The sequence below is a fragment of the Kluyvera sp. genome, from assembly GCF_047971185.1.
GTDB lineage: Bacteria > Pseudomonadota > Gammaproteobacteria > Enterobacterales > Enterobacteriaceae > Kluyvera.
On sequence record NZ_JBKDZH010000056.1, the window covers coordinates 40,547 to 57,390 of the forward strand.

The 16,844-nt window shown below is 57.9% G+C and carries 16 protein-coding genes; 7 read left to right on the forward strand and 9 right to left on the reverse strand.

Going from position 1 to position 16,844, the window contains the following annotated elements:
• The first annotated feature begins 3 nt into the window (after positions 1-3).
• On the forward strand, positions 4-1,125 hold the full coding sequence (locus ACK5JN_RS16185) for a JmjC domain-containing protein (protein ID WP_416871109.1): 1,122 nt from the start codon (positions 4-6) through the stop codon (positions 1,123-1,125).
• Positions 1,126-1,273: 148 nt separating this feature from the next.
• Here ACK5JN_RS16185 and pepT read toward each other — a convergent pair whose 3' ends face one another.
• Positions 1,274-2,500, reverse strand: coding sequence for a peptidase T (pepT, locus tag ACK5JN_RS16190; RefSeq protein ID WP_416871110.1), 1,227 nt, complete (start codon positions 2,498-2,500; stop codon positions 1,274-1,276).
• Between the two features lie 269 nt (positions 2,501-2,769).
• Between pepT and potA the strand changes: the two genes are divergently transcribed.
• Genes potA through potD form a run of 4 tightly spaced genes read left to right on the forward strand, consistent with a single transcriptional unit; the run spans position 2,770 to position 6,598 of the window.
• Positions 2,770-3,906 (forward strand): spermidine/putrescine ABC transporter ATP-binding protein PotA, encoded by a 1,137-nt coding sequence (gene potA, locus ACK5JN_RS16195; RefSeq protein ID WP_416871111.1) that lies wholly within the window; start codon positions 2,770-2,772, stop codon positions 3,904-3,906.
• Complete coding sequence (gene potB / locus ACK5JN_RS16200; protein WP_416871112.1) at positions 3,890-4,747, forward strand: spermidine/putrescine ABC transporter permease PotB; 858 nt, start codon at positions 3,890-3,892, stop codon at positions 4,745-4,747. The genes potA and potB overlap by 17 nt, the downstream gene beginning before the upstream one ends.
• Complete coding sequence (gene potC, locus ACK5JN_RS16205; RefSeq protein WP_416871113.1) at positions 4,744-5,535, forward strand: spermidine/putrescine ABC transporter permease PotC; 792 nt, start codon at positions 4,744-4,746, stop codon at positions 5,533-5,535. The genes potB and potC overlap by 4 nt, the downstream gene beginning before the upstream one ends.
• 16 nt (positions 5,536-5,551) lie before the next feature.
• Positions 5,552-6,598 (forward strand): spermidine/putrescine ABC transporter substrate-binding protein PotD, encoded by a 1,047-nt coding sequence (potD, locus tag ACK5JN_RS16210; RefSeq protein WP_416871114.1) that lies wholly within the window; start codon positions 5,552-5,554, stop codon positions 6,596-6,598.
• Between the two features lie 84 nt (positions 6,599-6,682).
• Here potD and cobB read toward each other — a convergent pair whose 3' ends face one another.
• Genes cobB through lolC form a run of 5 tightly spaced genes read right to left on the reverse strand, consistent with a single transcriptional unit; the run spans position 6,683 to position 11,625 of the window.
• Entirely contained in the window at positions 6,683-7,504 is an 822-nt protein-coding gene (gene cobB / locus ACK5JN_RS16215) for a Sir2 family NAD+-dependent deacetylase (RefSeq protein WP_064549186.1), read from the reverse strand.
• A gap of 12 nt (positions 7,505-7,516) precedes the next feature.
• A complete protein-coding gene (gene nagK / locus ACK5JN_RS16220) occupies positions 7,517-8,428 on the reverse strand; it encodes an N-acetylglucosamine kinase (RefSeq protein ID WP_416871131.1) in 912 nt (303 codons plus the stop codon).
• 59 nt (positions 8,429-8,487) lie between these two features.
• On the reverse strand, positions 8,488-9,732 hold the full coding sequence (lolE, locus tag ACK5JN_RS16225) for a lipoprotein-releasing ABC transporter permease subunit LolE (protein WP_416871115.1): 1,245 nt from the start codon (positions 9,730-9,732) through the stop codon (positions 8,488-8,490).
• Complete coding sequence (gene lolD, locus ACK5JN_RS16230; RefSeq protein WP_064549182.1) at positions 9,732-10,433, reverse strand: lipoprotein-releasing ABC transporter ATP-binding protein LolD; 702 nt, start codon at positions 10,431-10,433, stop codon at positions 9,732-9,734. Before lolD ends, lolE begins: the two co-directional genes overlap by 1 nt.
• Complete coding sequence (gene lolC / locus ACK5JN_RS16235) at positions 10,426-11,625, reverse strand: lipoprotein-releasing ABC transporter permease subunit LolC (RefSeq protein ID WP_416871116.1); 1,200 nt, start codon at positions 11,623-11,625, stop codon at positions 10,426-10,428. The genes lolD and lolC overlap by 8 nt, the downstream gene beginning before the upstream one ends.
• Positions 11,626-11,796: 171 nt before the next feature.
• Here lolC and ACK5JN_RS16240 point away from each other — a divergent pair, with 171 nt between their 5' ends.
• Entirely contained in the window at positions 11,797-12,417 is a 621-nt protein-coding gene (locus ACK5JN_RS16240) for a DUF2238 domain-containing protein (RefSeq protein WP_416871117.1), read from the forward strand.
• 49 nt (positions 12,418-12,466) lie between these two features.
• Here the strand turns inward: ACK5JN_RS16240 and ACK5JN_RS16245 are convergent, their stop codons facing one another.
• From ACK5JN_RS16245 to ACK5JN_RS16255, 3 genes are all read right to left on the reverse strand, one after another.
• Complete coding sequence (locus tag ACK5JN_RS16245) at positions 12,467-12,721, reverse strand: SemiSWEET transporter (protein WP_416871118.1); 255 nt, start codon at positions 12,719-12,721, stop codon at positions 12,467-12,469.
• A gap of 2 nt (positions 12,722-12,723) precedes the next feature.
• A complete protein-coding gene (gene melB / locus ACK5JN_RS16250) occupies positions 12,724-14,154 on the reverse strand; it encodes a melibiose:sodium transporter MelB (RefSeq protein WP_416871119.1) in 1,431 nt (476 codons plus the stop codon).
• Positions 14,155-14,241: 87 nt separating this feature from the next.
• Complete coding sequence (locus ACK5JN_RS16255) at positions 14,242-15,597, reverse strand: alpha-glucosidase/alpha-galactosidase (RefSeq protein WP_416871120.1); 1,356 nt, start codon at positions 15,595-15,597, stop codon at positions 14,242-14,244.
• 268 nt (positions 15,598-15,865) lie between these two features.
• Between ACK5JN_RS16255 and melR the strand changes: the two genes are divergently transcribed.
• A complete protein-coding gene (melR, locus tag ACK5JN_RS16260; RefSeq protein ID WP_416871121.1) occupies positions 15,866-16,792 on the forward strand; it encodes a transcriptional regulator MelR in 927 nt (308 codons plus the stop codon).
• Positions 16,793-16,844 lie beyond the last annotated feature (52 nt).

The following is a 16,844-nucleotide window of genomic DNA, read 5'->3' on the forward strand; positions in this document are numbered from 1 at the left end:
CATATGGAATACCACTTAACGTTAAACTGGCCCGATTTTCTGGCGCGCTACTGGCAAAAACGCCCGGTCGTGCTTAAACGCGGCTTCGCCAATTTTATCGACCCCATTTCACCGGATGAACTGGCGGGTCTGGCGATGGAAAATGAGGTCGATAGCCGACTGGTGAGCCACCTTGACGGTGACTGGCAGGTCAGCCACGGCCCGTTCGAAAGCTACGATCATCTGGGCGAAAGCAACTGGTCGCTGCTGGTACAGGCGGTTGACCACTGGCACGAGCCGTCCAGCGCGCTGATGCGCCCGTTCCGCGCCCTCCCCGACTGGCGTATCGACGATCTGATGATCTCCTTCTCCGTGCCCGGCGGCGGCGTTGGCCCGCACCTCGATCAGTATGACGTGTTTATCATTCAGGGTACCGGCCGTCGCCGCTGGCGCGTCGGCGAGAAAGGCGCGCTCAAGCAGCACTGCCCGCACCCGGACCTGCTGCAGGTACAGCCGTTCGACGCGATTATTGATGAAGAGATGGAGCCGGGCGATATTCTGTATATTCCGCCGGGCTTCCCGCACGAGGGCTACGCGCTGGAAAACTCGCTGAACTATTCCGTGGGCTTCCGCTCACCGAACAGCCGCGAGCTGATTAGCGGCTTTGCCGACTATATTCTGCAACGCGATCTCGGCAATCAGCACTACAGCGACCCGGACGTCCCGTCGCGCGACCACCCGGCGGACATGCTGCCTCAGGAGGTCGATCGCCTGCGCGAGATGATGTTAGGGCTGATTCAGCAGCCGGAGCATTTCCAGCAGTGGCTGGGGGAATTTATCAGCCAGTCGCGCCACGAGCTGGACGTCGCGCCGCCGGAGCCGCCGTATCAGCCGGATGAGATTTACGACGCCCTTCAGCAGGGCGACCTGCTGCAACGCCTGGGCGGGCTGCGCGTCATTCGTATCGGCGATGATTTCTTTGTCAACGGTGAGAAGGTCGATTCACCGCACCATCAGGCGCTGGATGCAATGGCGGGCAGTATCATGCTGGAGAGCCAGCACTTTGGTGAGGCGCTGGAAGATCCCTCGTTCCTGGTGATGCTGACCGCGCTGGTCAACAGCGGATACTGGTTCTTCGCAGAATAAACGACCGGACCAACGCTGATGGTAGGCCGGATAAGGCGTTTACGCCGCCATCCGGCAATCTGCGCGGAGTCTGCCGGATGGCGGCTTCGCCTTATCCGGCCTACATAAAAAAACCCGGCTCAAATATACGCCGGGTTTTCTTTGCCGGTTAGCCGCGCTGGGCCGTCAGCTCAGCGATACGCACAATCACCTTCACCGCTTTCTCCATCCCTTCCAGCGTCACAAACTCGTGTTTGCCGTGGTAGTTGTAGCCGCCGGTGAAAATGTTTGGGCACGGAAGGCCCATAAACGACAGCTGTGCGCCGTCGGTGCCGCCGCGGATCGGTTTGAGATCCGGTTCGATATCGCAATCACGCATCGCCTGCTGGGCGATATCCACAATGTGCGGATGCTCCGCCACCTTCTCGCGCATATTGTAGTAGCTGTCTTCAATGATCAGCTCAATATAGCAGTCCGGGTGCAGCCCTTTACCGACCTTCTTAGCGATCTCCATCATCTTGCGCTTGCGCGCTTCAAACTGCTTGCGGTCAAAGTCGCGCACGATATAGTGCATTTCCGCGCGGTCAACCGTGCCCTTGATGCTGGTCAGATGGTAGAAGCCTTCGTAGCTTTCGGTTTTTTCCGGGCTTTCATCGGCGGGAACTTCCGCATGAATGCGCGCCGCCAGCGACAGCGCATTGACCATCACCCCTTTTGCGGTGCCCGGATGGACGTTGTTACCGACAATCTTGATGGTGACGGAAGCCGCGTTGAAGTTTTCATACTCCAGCTCGCCCACGCCGCCGCCGTCGATGGTATAGGCCCACTGGGCGTTAAAAGCTTCGACGTCGAAATGTTTAGCGCCTTTGCCGACTTCTTCATCCGGCGTAAAGGCCACGCGGATGTCGCCGTGCGGAATGTTCTGCCCTTTCAGCACCGCCAGCGCGGTCATGATTTCGGCGATACCGGCTTTATCATCAGCGCCGAGCAGCGTTTTGCCGTCGGTGGTGATCAGCGTCTGCCCCAGCAGCTGGTGCAGCACCGGGAACATCACGGGAGAGAGCACTTCATCGCCAATCCCCAGCGCGATATCGCCGCCGCGGTAGTTTTCGACGATCTGCGGGTTCACGTTCTTACCGCTAAAATCCGGTGCGGTATCCACATGGGAAATAAAACCAATCGCCGGGATATCGCCGCTGACGTTGGCGGGCAATGTTGCCATTACCGTGCCCTTCTCGCTCAGCGTGACGTTCACCAGCCCCATCGTTTCTAATTGCTCTTTGAGCAGATGTAACAGTTTCCACTGCCCCTCGGTACTCGGCACCTGACGCACGCCGGGCTTCGATTGCGTGTCCAGAGAAACGTACTGCAAAAAACGCTCAAGCAATTTATCCATGTAGCCACCCTCACTTTTTGTGACAACATTATCAATAAGCCATAAAAGACAAATATTGCGTCAGGTCACTTTTAGCCCGGCAAAGGCCATTTTTTTTCCCGTATCGCGTCTAATCGTCAGATATTCTTATAGGAAGTTTAACAAGGATTGGCGATTGAGTATGTTTGCCGTAGAATGCCAGCCCTTATTAATACATTTCAGACCTCTAAACGTCTAAAGGTGGTTAACCACAAACCCCGCATCGCCAGGATTTTTCTCGATGCGTTTACATGGGACAGAGTAATAAATTGAATACTAAATCGCGTTCGCTGTCACCGCTGGTGGAGCTAGTGGGGATTCGCAAGGACTTCGATGGTAAAACGGTCATCTCGGATCTCGATTTGACCATCAATAACGGCGAGTTTCTCACGCTGCTTGGCCCCTCTGGCTGCGGCAAAACAACCGTCCTGCGCCTGATTGCCGGGCTGGAAAACGTCGATGCCGGGCAGATCCACCTGGAAAACCAGGACATAACCCGCGTTCCAGCCGAAGATCGTCACGTCAATACCGTCTTTCAGAGCTACGCGCTTTTCCCGCATATGACCGTTTTCGATAACGTCGCCTTTGGCCTGCGCATGCAGAAAACGCCGGCGAGCGAAATCGCCCCGCGCGTACTCGACGCCCTGCGCATGGTTCAACTGGAAGAGTTCGCTCAACGTAAACCCCACCAGCTTTCAGGCGGCCAGCAGCAGCGCGTTGCCATCGCCCGCGCGGTGGTGAATAAACCGAGCCTGCTGCTGCTCGATGAGTCGCTCTCTGCGCTCGACTATAAGCTGCGTAAACAGATGCAGAATGAGCTGAAGGCCCTCCAGCGTAAGCTTGGTATCACCTTCGTCTTCGTCACCCACGATCAGGAAGAGGCGCTGACCATGTCAGACCGTATCGTGGTGATGCGCGACGGCAAAATTGAGCAGGACGGCACGCCGCGGGAAATCTACGAAGAGCCGAAAAACCTGTTTGTCGCCGGTTTTATCGGCGAGATTAACCTCTTCGATGCCACCGTCATTGAACGCCTTGACGAGCAGCGCGTGCGCGCCAACGTCGAAGGCCGCGAGTGCAATATCTACGTTAACTTCCCGGTCACCCCGGGGCAAAAGCTCAACGTTCTGCTGCGCCCGGAAGATCTGCGCGTCGATGAAATCCACGACGGCACCGAGCTGGAAGGGCTTATCGGCTACATCCGCGAGCGTAACTACAAGGGCATGACCCTGGAATCGGTCGTCGAGCTGGAAAACGGCAAGATGGTGATGGTCAGCGAGTTCTTCAACGAAGACGATCCTGATTTCGACCACTCGCTGGACCAGAAAATGGCGATCAACTGGGTCGAAAGCTGGGAGGTCGTACTGGCTGATGAAGAGCACAAGTAAATTCCAGAACGTGGTCATTGCCACTATCGTCGGTTGGCTTGTGCTGTTTGTGTTCCTGCCCAACCTGATGATCATCGTCACCAGCTTCCTGACGCGTGACGATGCCAACTTTGTCCAGATGGTCTTCACCCTGGATAACTACGCGCGCCTGCTCGATCCGCTGTATGCCCAGGTGCTGCTGCATTCGCTGAATATGGCGGCGATCGCCACGCTGGCGTGCCTGGTGCTGGGCTATCCGTTTGCCTGGTTCCTCGCCCGCCTGCCGCAGAAGGTGCGCCCGCTGCTGCTGTTCTTGCTGATTGTCCCCTTCTGGACCAACTCGCTCATCCGCATCTACGGGCTGAAAATTTTCCTCAGCACCAAAGGCTACCTCAATGAATTCCTGCTGTGGCTGGGGGTGATTGATACGCCGATGCGCATCATGTTCACCCCCAGCGCGGTGATCATTGGCCTGGTGTATATCCTGCTGCCGTTTATGGTGATGCCGCTGTATTCCAGCATTGAAAAGCTCGACAAACCGCTGCTGGAAGCGGCAAAAGACCTCGGCGCCAATAAGCTGCAAACCTTTATCCGCATTATCATTCCGTTGACCATGCCGGGGATTATTGCCGGTTGCCTGCTGGTGATGCTGCCCGCCATGGGGCTGTTCTACGTCTCGGATCTGATGGGCGGGGCGAAAAACCTGCTGATTGGTAACGTGATAAAGAGCCAGTTCCTCAACATTCGCGACTGGCCGTTCGGCGCGGCCACCAGCATTACGCTGACGGTGGTGATGGGGCTGATGCTGCTGGTGTACTGGCGCGCCTCGCGCCTGCTGAATAAGAAGGTGGAACTGGAATGATGGGTCGACTGCTGCGCGGCGGCTTTATGACCGCCATTTACGCTTATCTTTATATTCCGATTATCATTTTGATCGTGAACTCGTTCAACAGCTCACGTTTCGGCATCAACTGGCAGGGCTTTACCACCAACTGGTACAGCCTGCTGATGAACAACGACAGCCTGCTCCAGGCGGCCCAGCACTCGCTGACGATGGCAATTTTCTCCGCCACCGCTGCGACGCTTATCGGTTCACTGACCGCCGTGGCGCTGTACCGCTATCGCTTTCGCGGCAAGCCGTTCGTCAGCGGCATGCTGTTTGTGGTCATGATGTCGCCGGATATCGTCATGGCGATCTCCCTGCTGGTGCTGTTTATGCTGCTGGGCATTCAGCTGGGCTTCTGGTCGCTGCTGTTCTCGCATATCACCTTCTGTCTGCCGTTCGTGGTGGTCACCGTTTTCTCCCGCCTGAAGGGGTTTGACGTGCGGATGCTGGAAGCGGCAAAAGATCTGGGCGCCAGCGAGCTGACGATCCTGCGCAAAATTATCCTCCCGCTGGCGATGCCTGCGGTGGCGGCGGGCTGGTTGCTGAGCTTTACGCTGTCGATGGATGACGTGGTGGTTTCGTCGTTCGTCACCGGGCCGGGATACGAAATTCTGCCGCTCAAGATTTACTCAATGGTGAAAGTGGGCGTATCACCGGAAGTGAACGCGCTGGCAACAATTCTGCTGGTTCTGTCGCTGGTGATGGTGATTGCCAGCCAGCTGATTGCACGTGATAAAACGAAGGGCCTGAAGGTCAGGTCTTAAACTCAGGGGACGTAAAATGATGAAATGGTCACGCCACCTGCTCGCGGCAGGTGCTTTAGCGCTCGGTATGAGCGCGGCCCACGCGGACGACAGCAAGACGCTGTACTTCTATAACTGGACGGAATACGTTCCGCCTGGACTGCTGGAACAGTTCACCAAAGAGACCGGCATCAAGGTTATCTATTCGACCTATGAATCGAATGAAACCATGTACGCCAAGCTCAAGACCTATAAAGACGGTGCCTACGACCTGGTCGTGCCGTCCACCTACTTTGTCGACAAAATGCGCAAAGAGGGGATGATTCAGAAGATCGATAAAACGCAGCTGAGCAACTTTAAAAATCTCGACCCCGAGATGCTCAACAAGCCGTTTGACCCGAACAACGATTACTCTATCCCCTACATCTGGGGTGCCACGGCCATCGGCGTGAACAGCGACGAGATTGACCCGAAAACCGTCACCAGCTGGGCCGACCTGTGGAAGCCGGAATACAAAAGCAGCCTGCTGCTGACCGACGACGCGCGCGAAGTGTTCCAGATTGCCCTGCGTAAACTGGGCTACTCCGGCAACACCACCGACCCGAAAGAGATTGAAGCGGCCTACAACGAGCTGAAAAAACTGATGCCAAACGTGGCCGCCTTCAACTCCGACAACCCGGCCAACCCGTATATGGAAGGGGAAGTGAATCTGGGGATGGTATGGAACGGTTCGGCATTCGTCGCCCGCCAGGCGGGTACGCCGCTGGAAATCGTGTGGCCGAAAGAAGGCGGTATCTTCTGGATGGACAGCCTGGCGATTCCGGCCAACGCCAAAAACAAGGACGGCGCGCTGAAGCTGATTAACTTCCTGCTGCGTCCGGACGTAGCGAAACAGGTCGCGGAAACCATCGGCTACCCGACGCCAAACCTGGCGGCGCGCAAGCTGCTGAGCCCGGAAGTGGCCAACGACAAGTCGCTGTATCCAGATGCGGAAACCGTGCAGAAAGGCGAGTGGCAGAACGATGTCGGCAGCGCCAGCACGCTGTATGAAGAGTACTACCAGAAGCTGAAAGCCGGGCGTTAATCGCGACAGCCTGCACAACGCCGGGAGAGCGGCCACAAAAAAGCGGAGCCTGTGCTCCGCTTTTTGATTCTCTGCGTCGCCGTATTAGAGCGATTTCAGCAGTTCATCCACATACGCCGGCACCACTTCACTCGCCAGCCCATAGTGCTTCTCTTCAAACTCGCTGCCCACCTGGCTTGGCTCGAGGTTCAGCTCGACGGTATGCGCACCGTGCAGCTTCGCTTCGTGGACAAACCCGGCCGCCGGGTAAACGTGGCCGGAGGTGCCGATGGCGATAAAAATATCGGCCATCGACAGCGCGAGGTAGATATGGTCCATCTCAAACGGCATCTCGCCAAACCAGACGATATGCGGGCGCAGCGGCGCCGGGAACTGGCAGCAGTGACAGCGTTCGTCTACCGGCAAATCGCCCGGCCAGTCGAACACCTGGCCGCTTTGGGTGCAGCGCACCTTTAGCAGCTCACCGTGCATGTGCAGCACGTTTTTGTTGCCCGCGCGCTCGTGCAGATTGTCGATGTTCTGCGTGACCAGCATAAAGTTCTCGCCGAGCGCCTCTTCCAGCCGGGCCAGCGCCAGGTGCGCCGCGTTAGGCGCAATCTCCGGCTGCTGGAGCTGACGGCGACGAGCGTTGTAAAAGCTCTGCACCAGCTCAGGATTACGGGCGAAGCCTTCCGGCGTCGCCACGTCCTCAACCTTATGCTCTTCCCATAGCCCATCGGCCGCCCGGAAAGTTCGAATCCCCGACTCTGCCGAAATCCCCGCGCCGGTTAACACCAACACTCTTGGTTTATCCATCTCTTCTGGCATCACCCTGTCCGTGAAAAAAATCCGCTGGCGCAGACGCTGGCGCAGCTGACGTTTATTCCGACGAAAACGGCTCAATCGATGTAAGCGGCGCGACTGCATATCTACTCCATGTTAGTTGGTCAGATGAAGGAACGCAGCGCCGCGCATCCCCCCTGCATCACCGTGGCGTGCGCGTTCAATGCGCGGCGTGCGGGCTACAGGCAGTAAATGACGCGGTAAGCGGTGCGCAAGTCCATCGGCGATCGCTGAAAAATTTGATAACCCACCGCCGAGCACCAGCAGATCCGGGTCGACAATGGTCAGTATATTCCCCAGGCAAACGGCAAGCAGATCCAGATACAGCTCTACGTGCTCGTGCGCCCTTTCGTCTCCCTGCTGCCAGAGGGCAACAATCTCCGGCGAGGTCAGCGGCTGCTGGTAGACATGGTTATACAGCCATGCAAAACCGCGTCCGGATAAATAGTTTTCGATACAGCCAAGCTGGCCGCAGCCGCAGCGCACCAGCGGGAAGTCTCGCCCAACGACCTCCAGCGCGTCGACGGGCAGGCGGATATGGCCAAACTCCCCGGCGATATAACTGTGACCGGTAATCGATTTACCGTTCAGCACGATACCGCCCCCCACGCCGGTGCCCAGAATCAGGCCCATCACCAGCGGATACTGGGTGAACTCGTCGTCCCAGGCCTCGGAGAGCGCGAAACAGTTGGCGTCGTTGTCCAGACGCACGTCGCGGTCCAGCAGACGGCTCAGGTCCGCACGCAGCGGCCTGCCGCTCGCCGCCGGAACGTTGGCGGCGTACAGCGTGCCGTCTTCGGTTTCCGGCATACCGGGAATACCAATACCCACGGTTCCCCGGCAGTTGAAGCGTTCGTCGGCCTCCGCCACCAGCCCGGTGACCGCCGCAAGGAAGCTTTCATAGCTCTCTTTCGGCGTCGGGATACGTTTTTCCCACTGAAGCTGGCGCGATGAATTAAATACGCCCAGCGCGATTTTGCTGCCGCCAATGTCAAATCCATAATGCATCATGTTCATTCCTCTAACTGACGCACGCAGCAGCAACACCGCGCGGTCAGGACGTCAAATTACTGGCCACTCAGCACCCTCGCAGGGTCGATACGGCTGGCGCGGCGGGCGGGATACCAGCTTGCCAGCAGACTCAGCAACAGTGCCGTGACCAGCACATAAACGACATCCAGCCAGTGCAGTTCAGACGGCAGGAAGTCGATAAAATAGATGTCACCGGATAAGAATCGGTGACCAATCATCTTTTCAATCACGTGAATAATATCGGTGAGGTACAGCGAAGCGAGCACGCCGATAACCACGCCGCAAATGCTGCCCAGCAGGCCAGCCAATAAACCATACCACACGAAAATTGCGCGAATCAGCCCGTCTTTGGCGCCCAATGTGCGCAGCACCGCAATATCGCTACTTTTATCTTTCACGGCCATCACCAGCGTTGACACGATGTTGAAACAGGCCACGCCGATCACCAGCACCATCGCCAGATACATGATCGCGCGGATCATCTGAATGTCGCGATACATATAGCCGTAGGTGCCAATCCAGCTCTTGATATAGACGTAGTTATTGGTGACCTCGCCCGCGTCGCGCACCAGCTTGTTGGCGTTAAACACGTCGCTCACCTTGATGGCGATACCGGAGATGCTCTCCCCCATATCGAGATACTGCTGGGCGTCCTGCATCGGGATCATGGCGAAGCTGTGGTCGAGCTGACCGCTCAGTTGCAAAATGCCGGTCACGTGCAGGCGCACGCGTTTCGGCTGCAGCAGCTTATGCTCAGGGTTCGAGTTGGGGATCATGATCGACACCCAGTCTCCGGCCTTCACCTTCAGCGCATCGGCCACGCCCTTGCCGAGAATAATCTGCTGTTCGCCGGCCTTAAAGTTCGCCCAGGCATCCGCCTGTACAAAACGCGGCAGCGCGCTGAGCTTACTCTCCTGCTGCGGATCCACCCCTTTCACCTGAATGGCGCGCAGGTTGCTGCCGCTCTCCACCAGGCCGGTAAAGTTGATGTACGGCGCGGCGGCCGCGATCCCTTTGACCGCTTCGACTTTCGGCAGCACGTTCTGCCAGTGGTTCCACGGCGGGTTCACCGCTTCGATTTCACCGTGCGGCACCACCGCGAGGATGCGGTTATTCAGCTCGCGTTCGAAGCCGTTCATTGCGCTCAGGCCGACGATCAGCACCGCCACGCCCAGCGCGATGCCGACGGTTGAGATAACGGAAATCAGCGACACCATGCCGCTGCGCCGACGCCCGCGGCTAAAGCGCAGGCCAATCAGTAACGACAGCGAAGGAGCCATTAATGCGCTCCCATCAGGGTCAACTGGTCGCTGAGATGACCGTCGCGCATCTCCAGCTGGCGGCCCATGCGTTTCGCCAGCTGAAGGTCGTGAGTGACCACCAAGAAGGCGGTGCCCTGCGACTGGTTCAGCTCGCCGAGCAGTTTAAAAATGCTGTCGGCGTTTTTGGCGTCGAGGTTACCGGTCGGTTCATCCGCCAGCACCAGCCGCGGATTATTGACCAGCGCGCGGGCAATCGCCACGCGCTGGCGTTCGCCGCCGGACAGCTCCGACGGGCGGTGATTCGCACGGTGCGCCAGCCCAACTGCTTTCAGCATCTCCAGCGCGCGCGAGTTGATCTCTGCGGCTTTCTTTTTGCCAATCAGCAGCGGCATCGCCACGTTTTCCAGCGCGGTGAAGTCCGGCAGCAGGTGGTGGAACTGGTAGATAAACCCAAGCTTCTGGTTACGCAGCTCGGCCTTCGCCGCCGAGGAGAGCTTGCTCATCGGCTGGCCGCTGAAAATCACGTCGCCAGAGGTCGGCGTGTCGAGGCCGCCGAGCAGGTGCAGCAGCGTACTTTTCCCGGAACCGGAGGTGCCGACGATGGCCATCATTTCGCCCTCGCCCACGCTGAAGCTGACGTTGTGCAGTACGTCAGTCTGCACCGAGCCTTCCTGATAGCGTTTGCACAGGTTGTCGCATTGCAACAGGATCTTATTCATAACGTAAAGCCTCAGCGGGTTGGGTGGCGGCAGCGCGCCAGGAAGGGTACAGCGTTGACAGCAGCGCCAGGGCCATCGCCACCAGCGCAATCACGATAACCTGCAGCGGCTCGATGGCAACCGGCAGCGCCGCGCCGTCGAGGAACGCGCCGATAATCGGCATTAAATTATTGAGCTGGCTGGCGAGCAGCACGCCCAGCACCGCGCCGAGCAGCGCGCCGATGATGCCCGCGCTGGCCCCCTGCACCATAAAGACGGTGAGGATCTGCCGCGGCGTCAGCCCCTGGGTTTGCAGAATGGCCACTTCGCCCTGCTTCTCCATCACCATCAGCCCCAGCGAGGTGATGATGTTAAACGCGGCGACCGCGACGATCAGGCTCAGCAACAGCCCCATCATGTTCTTTTCCATACGCACGGCCTGGAACAGCTCGCCTTTACGCTCGCGCCAGTCCTGCCATTTGGTGCCTTCCGGCAGCGTTTGCTGGCTGAGGGTGTCAACCTGCAGCGGTTTATCCAGCCACAGACGCCAGCCGGTAATGTTACCCTGCGGATAGAGCATCAGGCGCGAGGCGTCCTGAATATTGACCAGCATCTGGTAGCCGTCGACTTCGCTGTTGGCGGCAAAGGTGCCAATCACCGTAAACAGACGCTGGCTTGGCAGACGCCCCATCGGGGTGAACTGGCTGGCTGACGGCACCATCACGCGGATTTGATCGCCACGGTTAACGCCCAGTTGGCCCGCCAGCTGCTCGCCGAGGATCACGTTGTATTTTCCGGCGGTAAGATCGGTCTGCTTGACGTTCACCAGATACGGCGTCAGCGGGTCGGCCTGCGCCGGGTCAATGCCCAGCATCACGCCGACCGACACGCTGCGCGCGCTTTGCAGCACCACATCGCCGGTGGTCAGCGGCGCAACGCGCGTCACGCCCTCAAGCTTAGCGCTGGTCTGTGGGAATTTTTGCGGGTTCAGCGAGCCGTTGTCAGCGCTCAGGATGGCCTGCGGCATCAGCCCCAGAATGTTGTTTTGCAGCTCGCGTTCAAAGCCGTTCATCACCGAAAGGACGGTGACCAGCGCCATCACGCCAAGCGTAATGCCGATGGTCGACAGCCAGGAAACAAAGCGACCGAAGCGGTCCGCTGCCCGCCCGCGCATGTAGCGCAGGCCGATAAATAGTGCGACAGGTTGATACATGTAATCCGTCTGGTTGCTGATAGCAGAAGCACGAGTATATAAGCGAAAGCGGAATGGGTAAATGACTGAACCGTAAGCGCAAGGCTGACAATTCACCGTGACGTAACACGAATGTTGAAATTTTCGCCGCGGCGGTCAATAGTGAGGTTTTCCCCAACCGTTGGCGAATTCATGACGAGCCGCACCGTTAACCCTCTGATATTACGCGCTGGCGCCCTGCTGCTGGCCCTGTTCCTGATTTACACCGGCGTTAGCGCCGCGGAAAAAGTGACCTGGCTGATGGAGGTCACGCCGGTGATTATTATCGTTCCGCTGCTGCTGTTAACCGCACAGCGCTATCCGCTGACGCCGCTGCTGTACGCGTTGATTTTCTGCCACGCCGTTATTTTGATGGTCGGCGGTCAGTATACCTACGCGAAGGTGCCGATTGGCTTTGACGTGCAGGCGTGGCTGAACCTGAGCCGCAATCCGTATGACAAGCTGGGCCATTTCTTCCAGGGGCTGGTTCCGGCGCTGGCGGCGCGCGAAATTCTGCTGCGCGGCGGGATTGTGCGGGGCCGTAAAATGCTGGCATTTCTGGTGTGCTGCGTGGCGCTGGCCATTAGCGCCACCTATGAGCTGATCGAGTGGTGGGCCGCGCTGGCGATGGGGCAAGGCGCGGATGACTTCCTCGGCACCCAGGGCGACCCGTGGGATACGCAATCGGACATGTTCTGCGCCCTGCTGGGAGCGCTGACGACGGTGCTGTTGCTGGCGCGCTGGCATAGCCGTCAACTCAACGCTATCGGATGACGCGAAGGCTTATTCGGCCTACAGGATGCCACCTGCAGGCCGGTGTTCCCTACCCGCGACGCAGCTTAATGATCAGAATCGGCAGCGCGAACAGCAGCGTCAGAAAATTCGCCATACTCACCGCCGTATCGTTAATCATCACGCCGTACACCAGCCACAGCGCCAGCCCGCAGACAAACATCACGTACATCAATCCCGAAATGCCCTGGGTATTGCGTGTGGTGATGACCTTAATCGCCTGCGGCAAGAAAGAGAGCGTCGTGAGGCTGGCGGCCAGATAACCAATCCAGGATGTCCATTCCATGATCAGGCCTGCACATCGCGCGCCACGCTGGACACCGCCACCGGTTTTTCCAGCACCACGGCGGGCTGAGGCACTTTACGGTACTTATCCAGCAGGTGGATCTGTATCTTGCGCAGCGTATCGCCGTTTAACCGGTAATAGCGGAAGTACAGCACCAGCGTAACGATAAAAAACAGTGCCGGTAGCGCAATCATAATAAACTGCATGCCCTGAATGGTTTGCGCCGACTGCGCCACGTTGGGGGTATAGCCGATAATCCCCAGCACCACGGCGATGAAAAAGGCCGCAAACGCCGAGCCGCCCTTCACCACCATGGTCTGCACCGAGTAGGCAATGCTTTCGCAGCGCACGTGCAGCTTGAATTCACCGTAGTCGACGGTATCCGCCACCATAATGACCTGAAGCACCCAGAACAGCGCCGTGCCGACGTTAAGGAACACCCCCGCCACGATAATCAGCGGCGCGTTGTGATACCCCGCCAGCGCCATGGCAAACAGCCCCGCGCAGCTGATAACCGGCAGAATGGATGCCCCGGCCCACAGCACGCGCCGCGACAGCGCATTCACCAGCCGCGGGAACAGGATCAGGGTCAGCAAATTCGCCGCCCCCGCATAGGACAGGTAGTACGGGAACAGCGCCGCATCGCCGATCACATAGGTGAAATAGTAAATCGCAAAGCCGGTAATAATGTTGGAGGCGATATTGTAGGCCAGCGCCATACCCAGCAGACAGGAGAGCTGATCGTTTTTGTAGATTAGCGCGACGATGCCTTTCAGCGTCAGGCGAGAACTGTCGGCGGACGCATCGCTATCGGAGGAGAACACTTCATGAACGTTGCGCAGGGTGACGAGGGTCGAGACGATAAAGAAGCCAATCAGCACCAGCGTAAACATCTGGAAGCCGAAGCCGCGATCCGCCCCGCCGACGGCGCTCACAAACGGCAGCGTGATGCCCGCCGTCACAAACCCTGCCAGGCTGGCGAAAAAGCGCGGATACGGCACCAGCTGCTCGCGTTCGCGCTTATCAAGGGTAATGGTCGGCACCAGCGACCAGAACGGAATATCCATGATGGTGTAGGTCATCCCCCACAGAATGTAGGTAACGCAGACAAACACCACCTGCGCGGTGCCTTCAAACAGATGGGCGCTGAACAGCAGGAACAGCACCAGTGAGTTGGCGAGCGTGCCGACGAAAATCCACGGCTTAAATTTCCCCCACCGCGTGCGGGTGGCATTCACGATCCATCCCATAATCGGATCGTTGATCGCGTCCCAGATACGCGCCACGAGGAACAGCGTACCGACCAGGCCAACCGACAGCCCCACCACATCGGTGTAGTAATACATCAGGTACATGTAAACGATGCCGATGGCGAAATCCTTACCAAACGCCCCGAATCCGTAACTGAGTTTTGTTGTCAGAGAGATGCTCATAGGGTACCGGGTCACTGTTACCAGCGCCCGCCTTCTGTTATTAGCAAGAGGTAAAGCGCCGGATACTTTGCCCGGCGCCGTCTTTTTTTAGCGGTGCAGCCAGGCCGGCAGCCAGTCGCCGTGAGCGGCAATCAGGTCATCCACCAGCGCATAGATTTCGTCGATGCCCAGCACGGCGGCGGTATGCGGATCCATCATCGCGGCGTGATAAACCCGGTCGCGGTTTTCGGTCAGAATGGCCTCCGTCAGCAGCGTCTGCACGTTGATGTTGGTCTGCATCATCGCCGCCAGATGGGCAGGAATGGCCCCGACTTTGGTCGGTTGAATACCGTTGGCATCCACCAGGCAGGCAACTTCCACGCAGCTGCCCTGCGGCAGGTTGTCAATCAGCCCGTCGTTACGCACGTTGCCGTAAATCACGCTCGGCTCGCCGGTCCACAGGGCGTTCATAATGGTGCTGGCGTACTCTCGCGACGGTTTAATGTCGATCCGTTCAGCGGTCTTGTACTCCTCCAGCTCCTTATGCCAGTTTGCCAGCTGCTCAACGCAGCGTTTCGGGTACTCATCCAGCGGCACTTTGTAGCGCGCAATCAGATCCTCACGTCCCGGTTTGATAAACCACGGCGTATATTCGGCAAAATGCTCGGACGACTCGGTCACGAAGTAGCCCAGCTTTTTGAACATTTCATAGCGCACGATGTTCTGACAGCGCGCGTTGCCGTGAATGTTTGGCTGCGGCGCGCGCCCCGCGTCATAGGCCGCCAGCAGTTCCGGGTATAAATCGACATACTCGCCGCTGGCGGTTTTACGCTCCAGCTCGAGATAGAACGCCATATGGTTAATGCCCGCGCAGCGGTAACGCAGCGTCGTCGGGTCAATATCGAGATCGCGCGCCAGCTCCTCCGCCGTCCCCTGCACCGAATGGCACAGCCCCACCTGCTTGATATGCGGGTAACGGGCGTACATTGCCCAGGTATTCATCGCCATCGGGTTAACGTAGTTCAGCATGGTGGCGTTCGGGCAAAGTTCGCTCATGTCTTCGCAAATCTGCCACAGGTGCGGAATGGTGCGCAGCGCGCGCATAATGCCGCCCGGGCCGAGGGTATCGGCAATGGTCTGCTCCAGCCCGTGGCGTTTGCAGACCTCAAAGTCGGTCACCGTACAGGGTTCATAGCCGCCAATCTGGAAGGCGACGACCACAAAATCGGCGTCCTGTAGCGCCGCGCGCTGGTCGGTGTGGCAGGTAATATGGCCGGAAGCCCCGGCGGAATCCATCAGCTTACGCACCACGATGTGCGACTCTTCCAGCCGCGTGGTATCGATATCCATCAGCGCGATATGCGCCGCCTTCAGCGCGTCGCGATGAAAAACGTCGCCGAGAATATTTTTAACGAAAATTGTCGAACCGGCGCCGATAAAGGTAATTTTTGGTGCTGCCATCATGACTCTCCAGAACAGTAGTAGACCAGAGAATGGTGGCATGCGCCGGGAGGGAAAACTTCCACCTTCCGCTATGAGCATTCCCATAAACTCAGTTCCGCTATCTGGCCGCGTCAGATCTGAGCTTTTGGGAATAAATAAGCGAAAAAGCAGAGTATCCGGCCTGAATTGCAGGCTACTATTATTCTGAGCGGTGGGTTATGCGGCCAACTTCCCGGTTTGACGGCCCCCGTTTTGATACGATTCTGATAAATCAGGAAATGGAGTCGCCATGAGCAGCGAAGTAATCTCTCTTCTCCCGCCCGATCCCCATATGTGCAACGGTGATGAAAAACAGACCCGCAGCCCGCTGTCGCTCTATTCTGAATACCAGCGTCTTGACGTTGAACTGCGGCCTCCGCACGCGATGCCCGCCAGCCACTGGCACGGCCAGGTTGAAGTGAACGTGCCGTTTGATGGCGACGTGGAGTACCTTATCAACAATGAAGTGGTGCAGATAAAACAGGGGCATATCACCCTATTCTGGGCCTGTACGCCGCATCAGTTAACCCGCCCGGGCCACTGTCAGCAGATGGCGATCTTCAGCCTGCCGATGCATCTGTTCCTCTCCTGGCCGCTGGACCGGGAGCTGGTCAACTACGTCACCCACGGCATGGTGATTAAGTCGCTTGCCACTCAGCAGCTGAGCGCTTTTGAAGTGCTGCGCTGGCAGCAGGAGCTGGCGAGCCCGAATGAGCAGATTCGCCAGCTGGCAATCGATGAAATCGCCCTGATGCTCAAGCGCTTTAGCCTCTCTGGCTGGCAGCCGATCCTGCTAAACAAAACGTCGCGCACGCACAAAAACAGCGTCTCGCGCCACGCGCAGTTTTACGTCAGCCAGATGCTCGGTTTTATTGCCGATAACTACGATCAGGCGTTAACCATTAATGACGTCGCCGAGCACGTGAAGCTGAACGCCAACTACGCGATGGGCATTTTCCAGCGGGTTATGCAGCTGACCTTAAAGCAGTACATCACCGCCATGCGCATCAACCACGTCCGCGCGCTGCTCAGCGATACCGATAAAACCATCATTGACGTTGCCATGACCGCGGGCTTTCGTTCCAGCAGCCGTTTTTATAGCACTTTCAGTAAATTGGTCGGCATGTCGCCGCAGCAGTACCGCAAGCTCAGCCAGCAGAAGCGGCAAATGATCTAAAACGGCCCATCCCCGCATTTTCAGCGGTTGCACTCCCGCCGTCATCACGGAT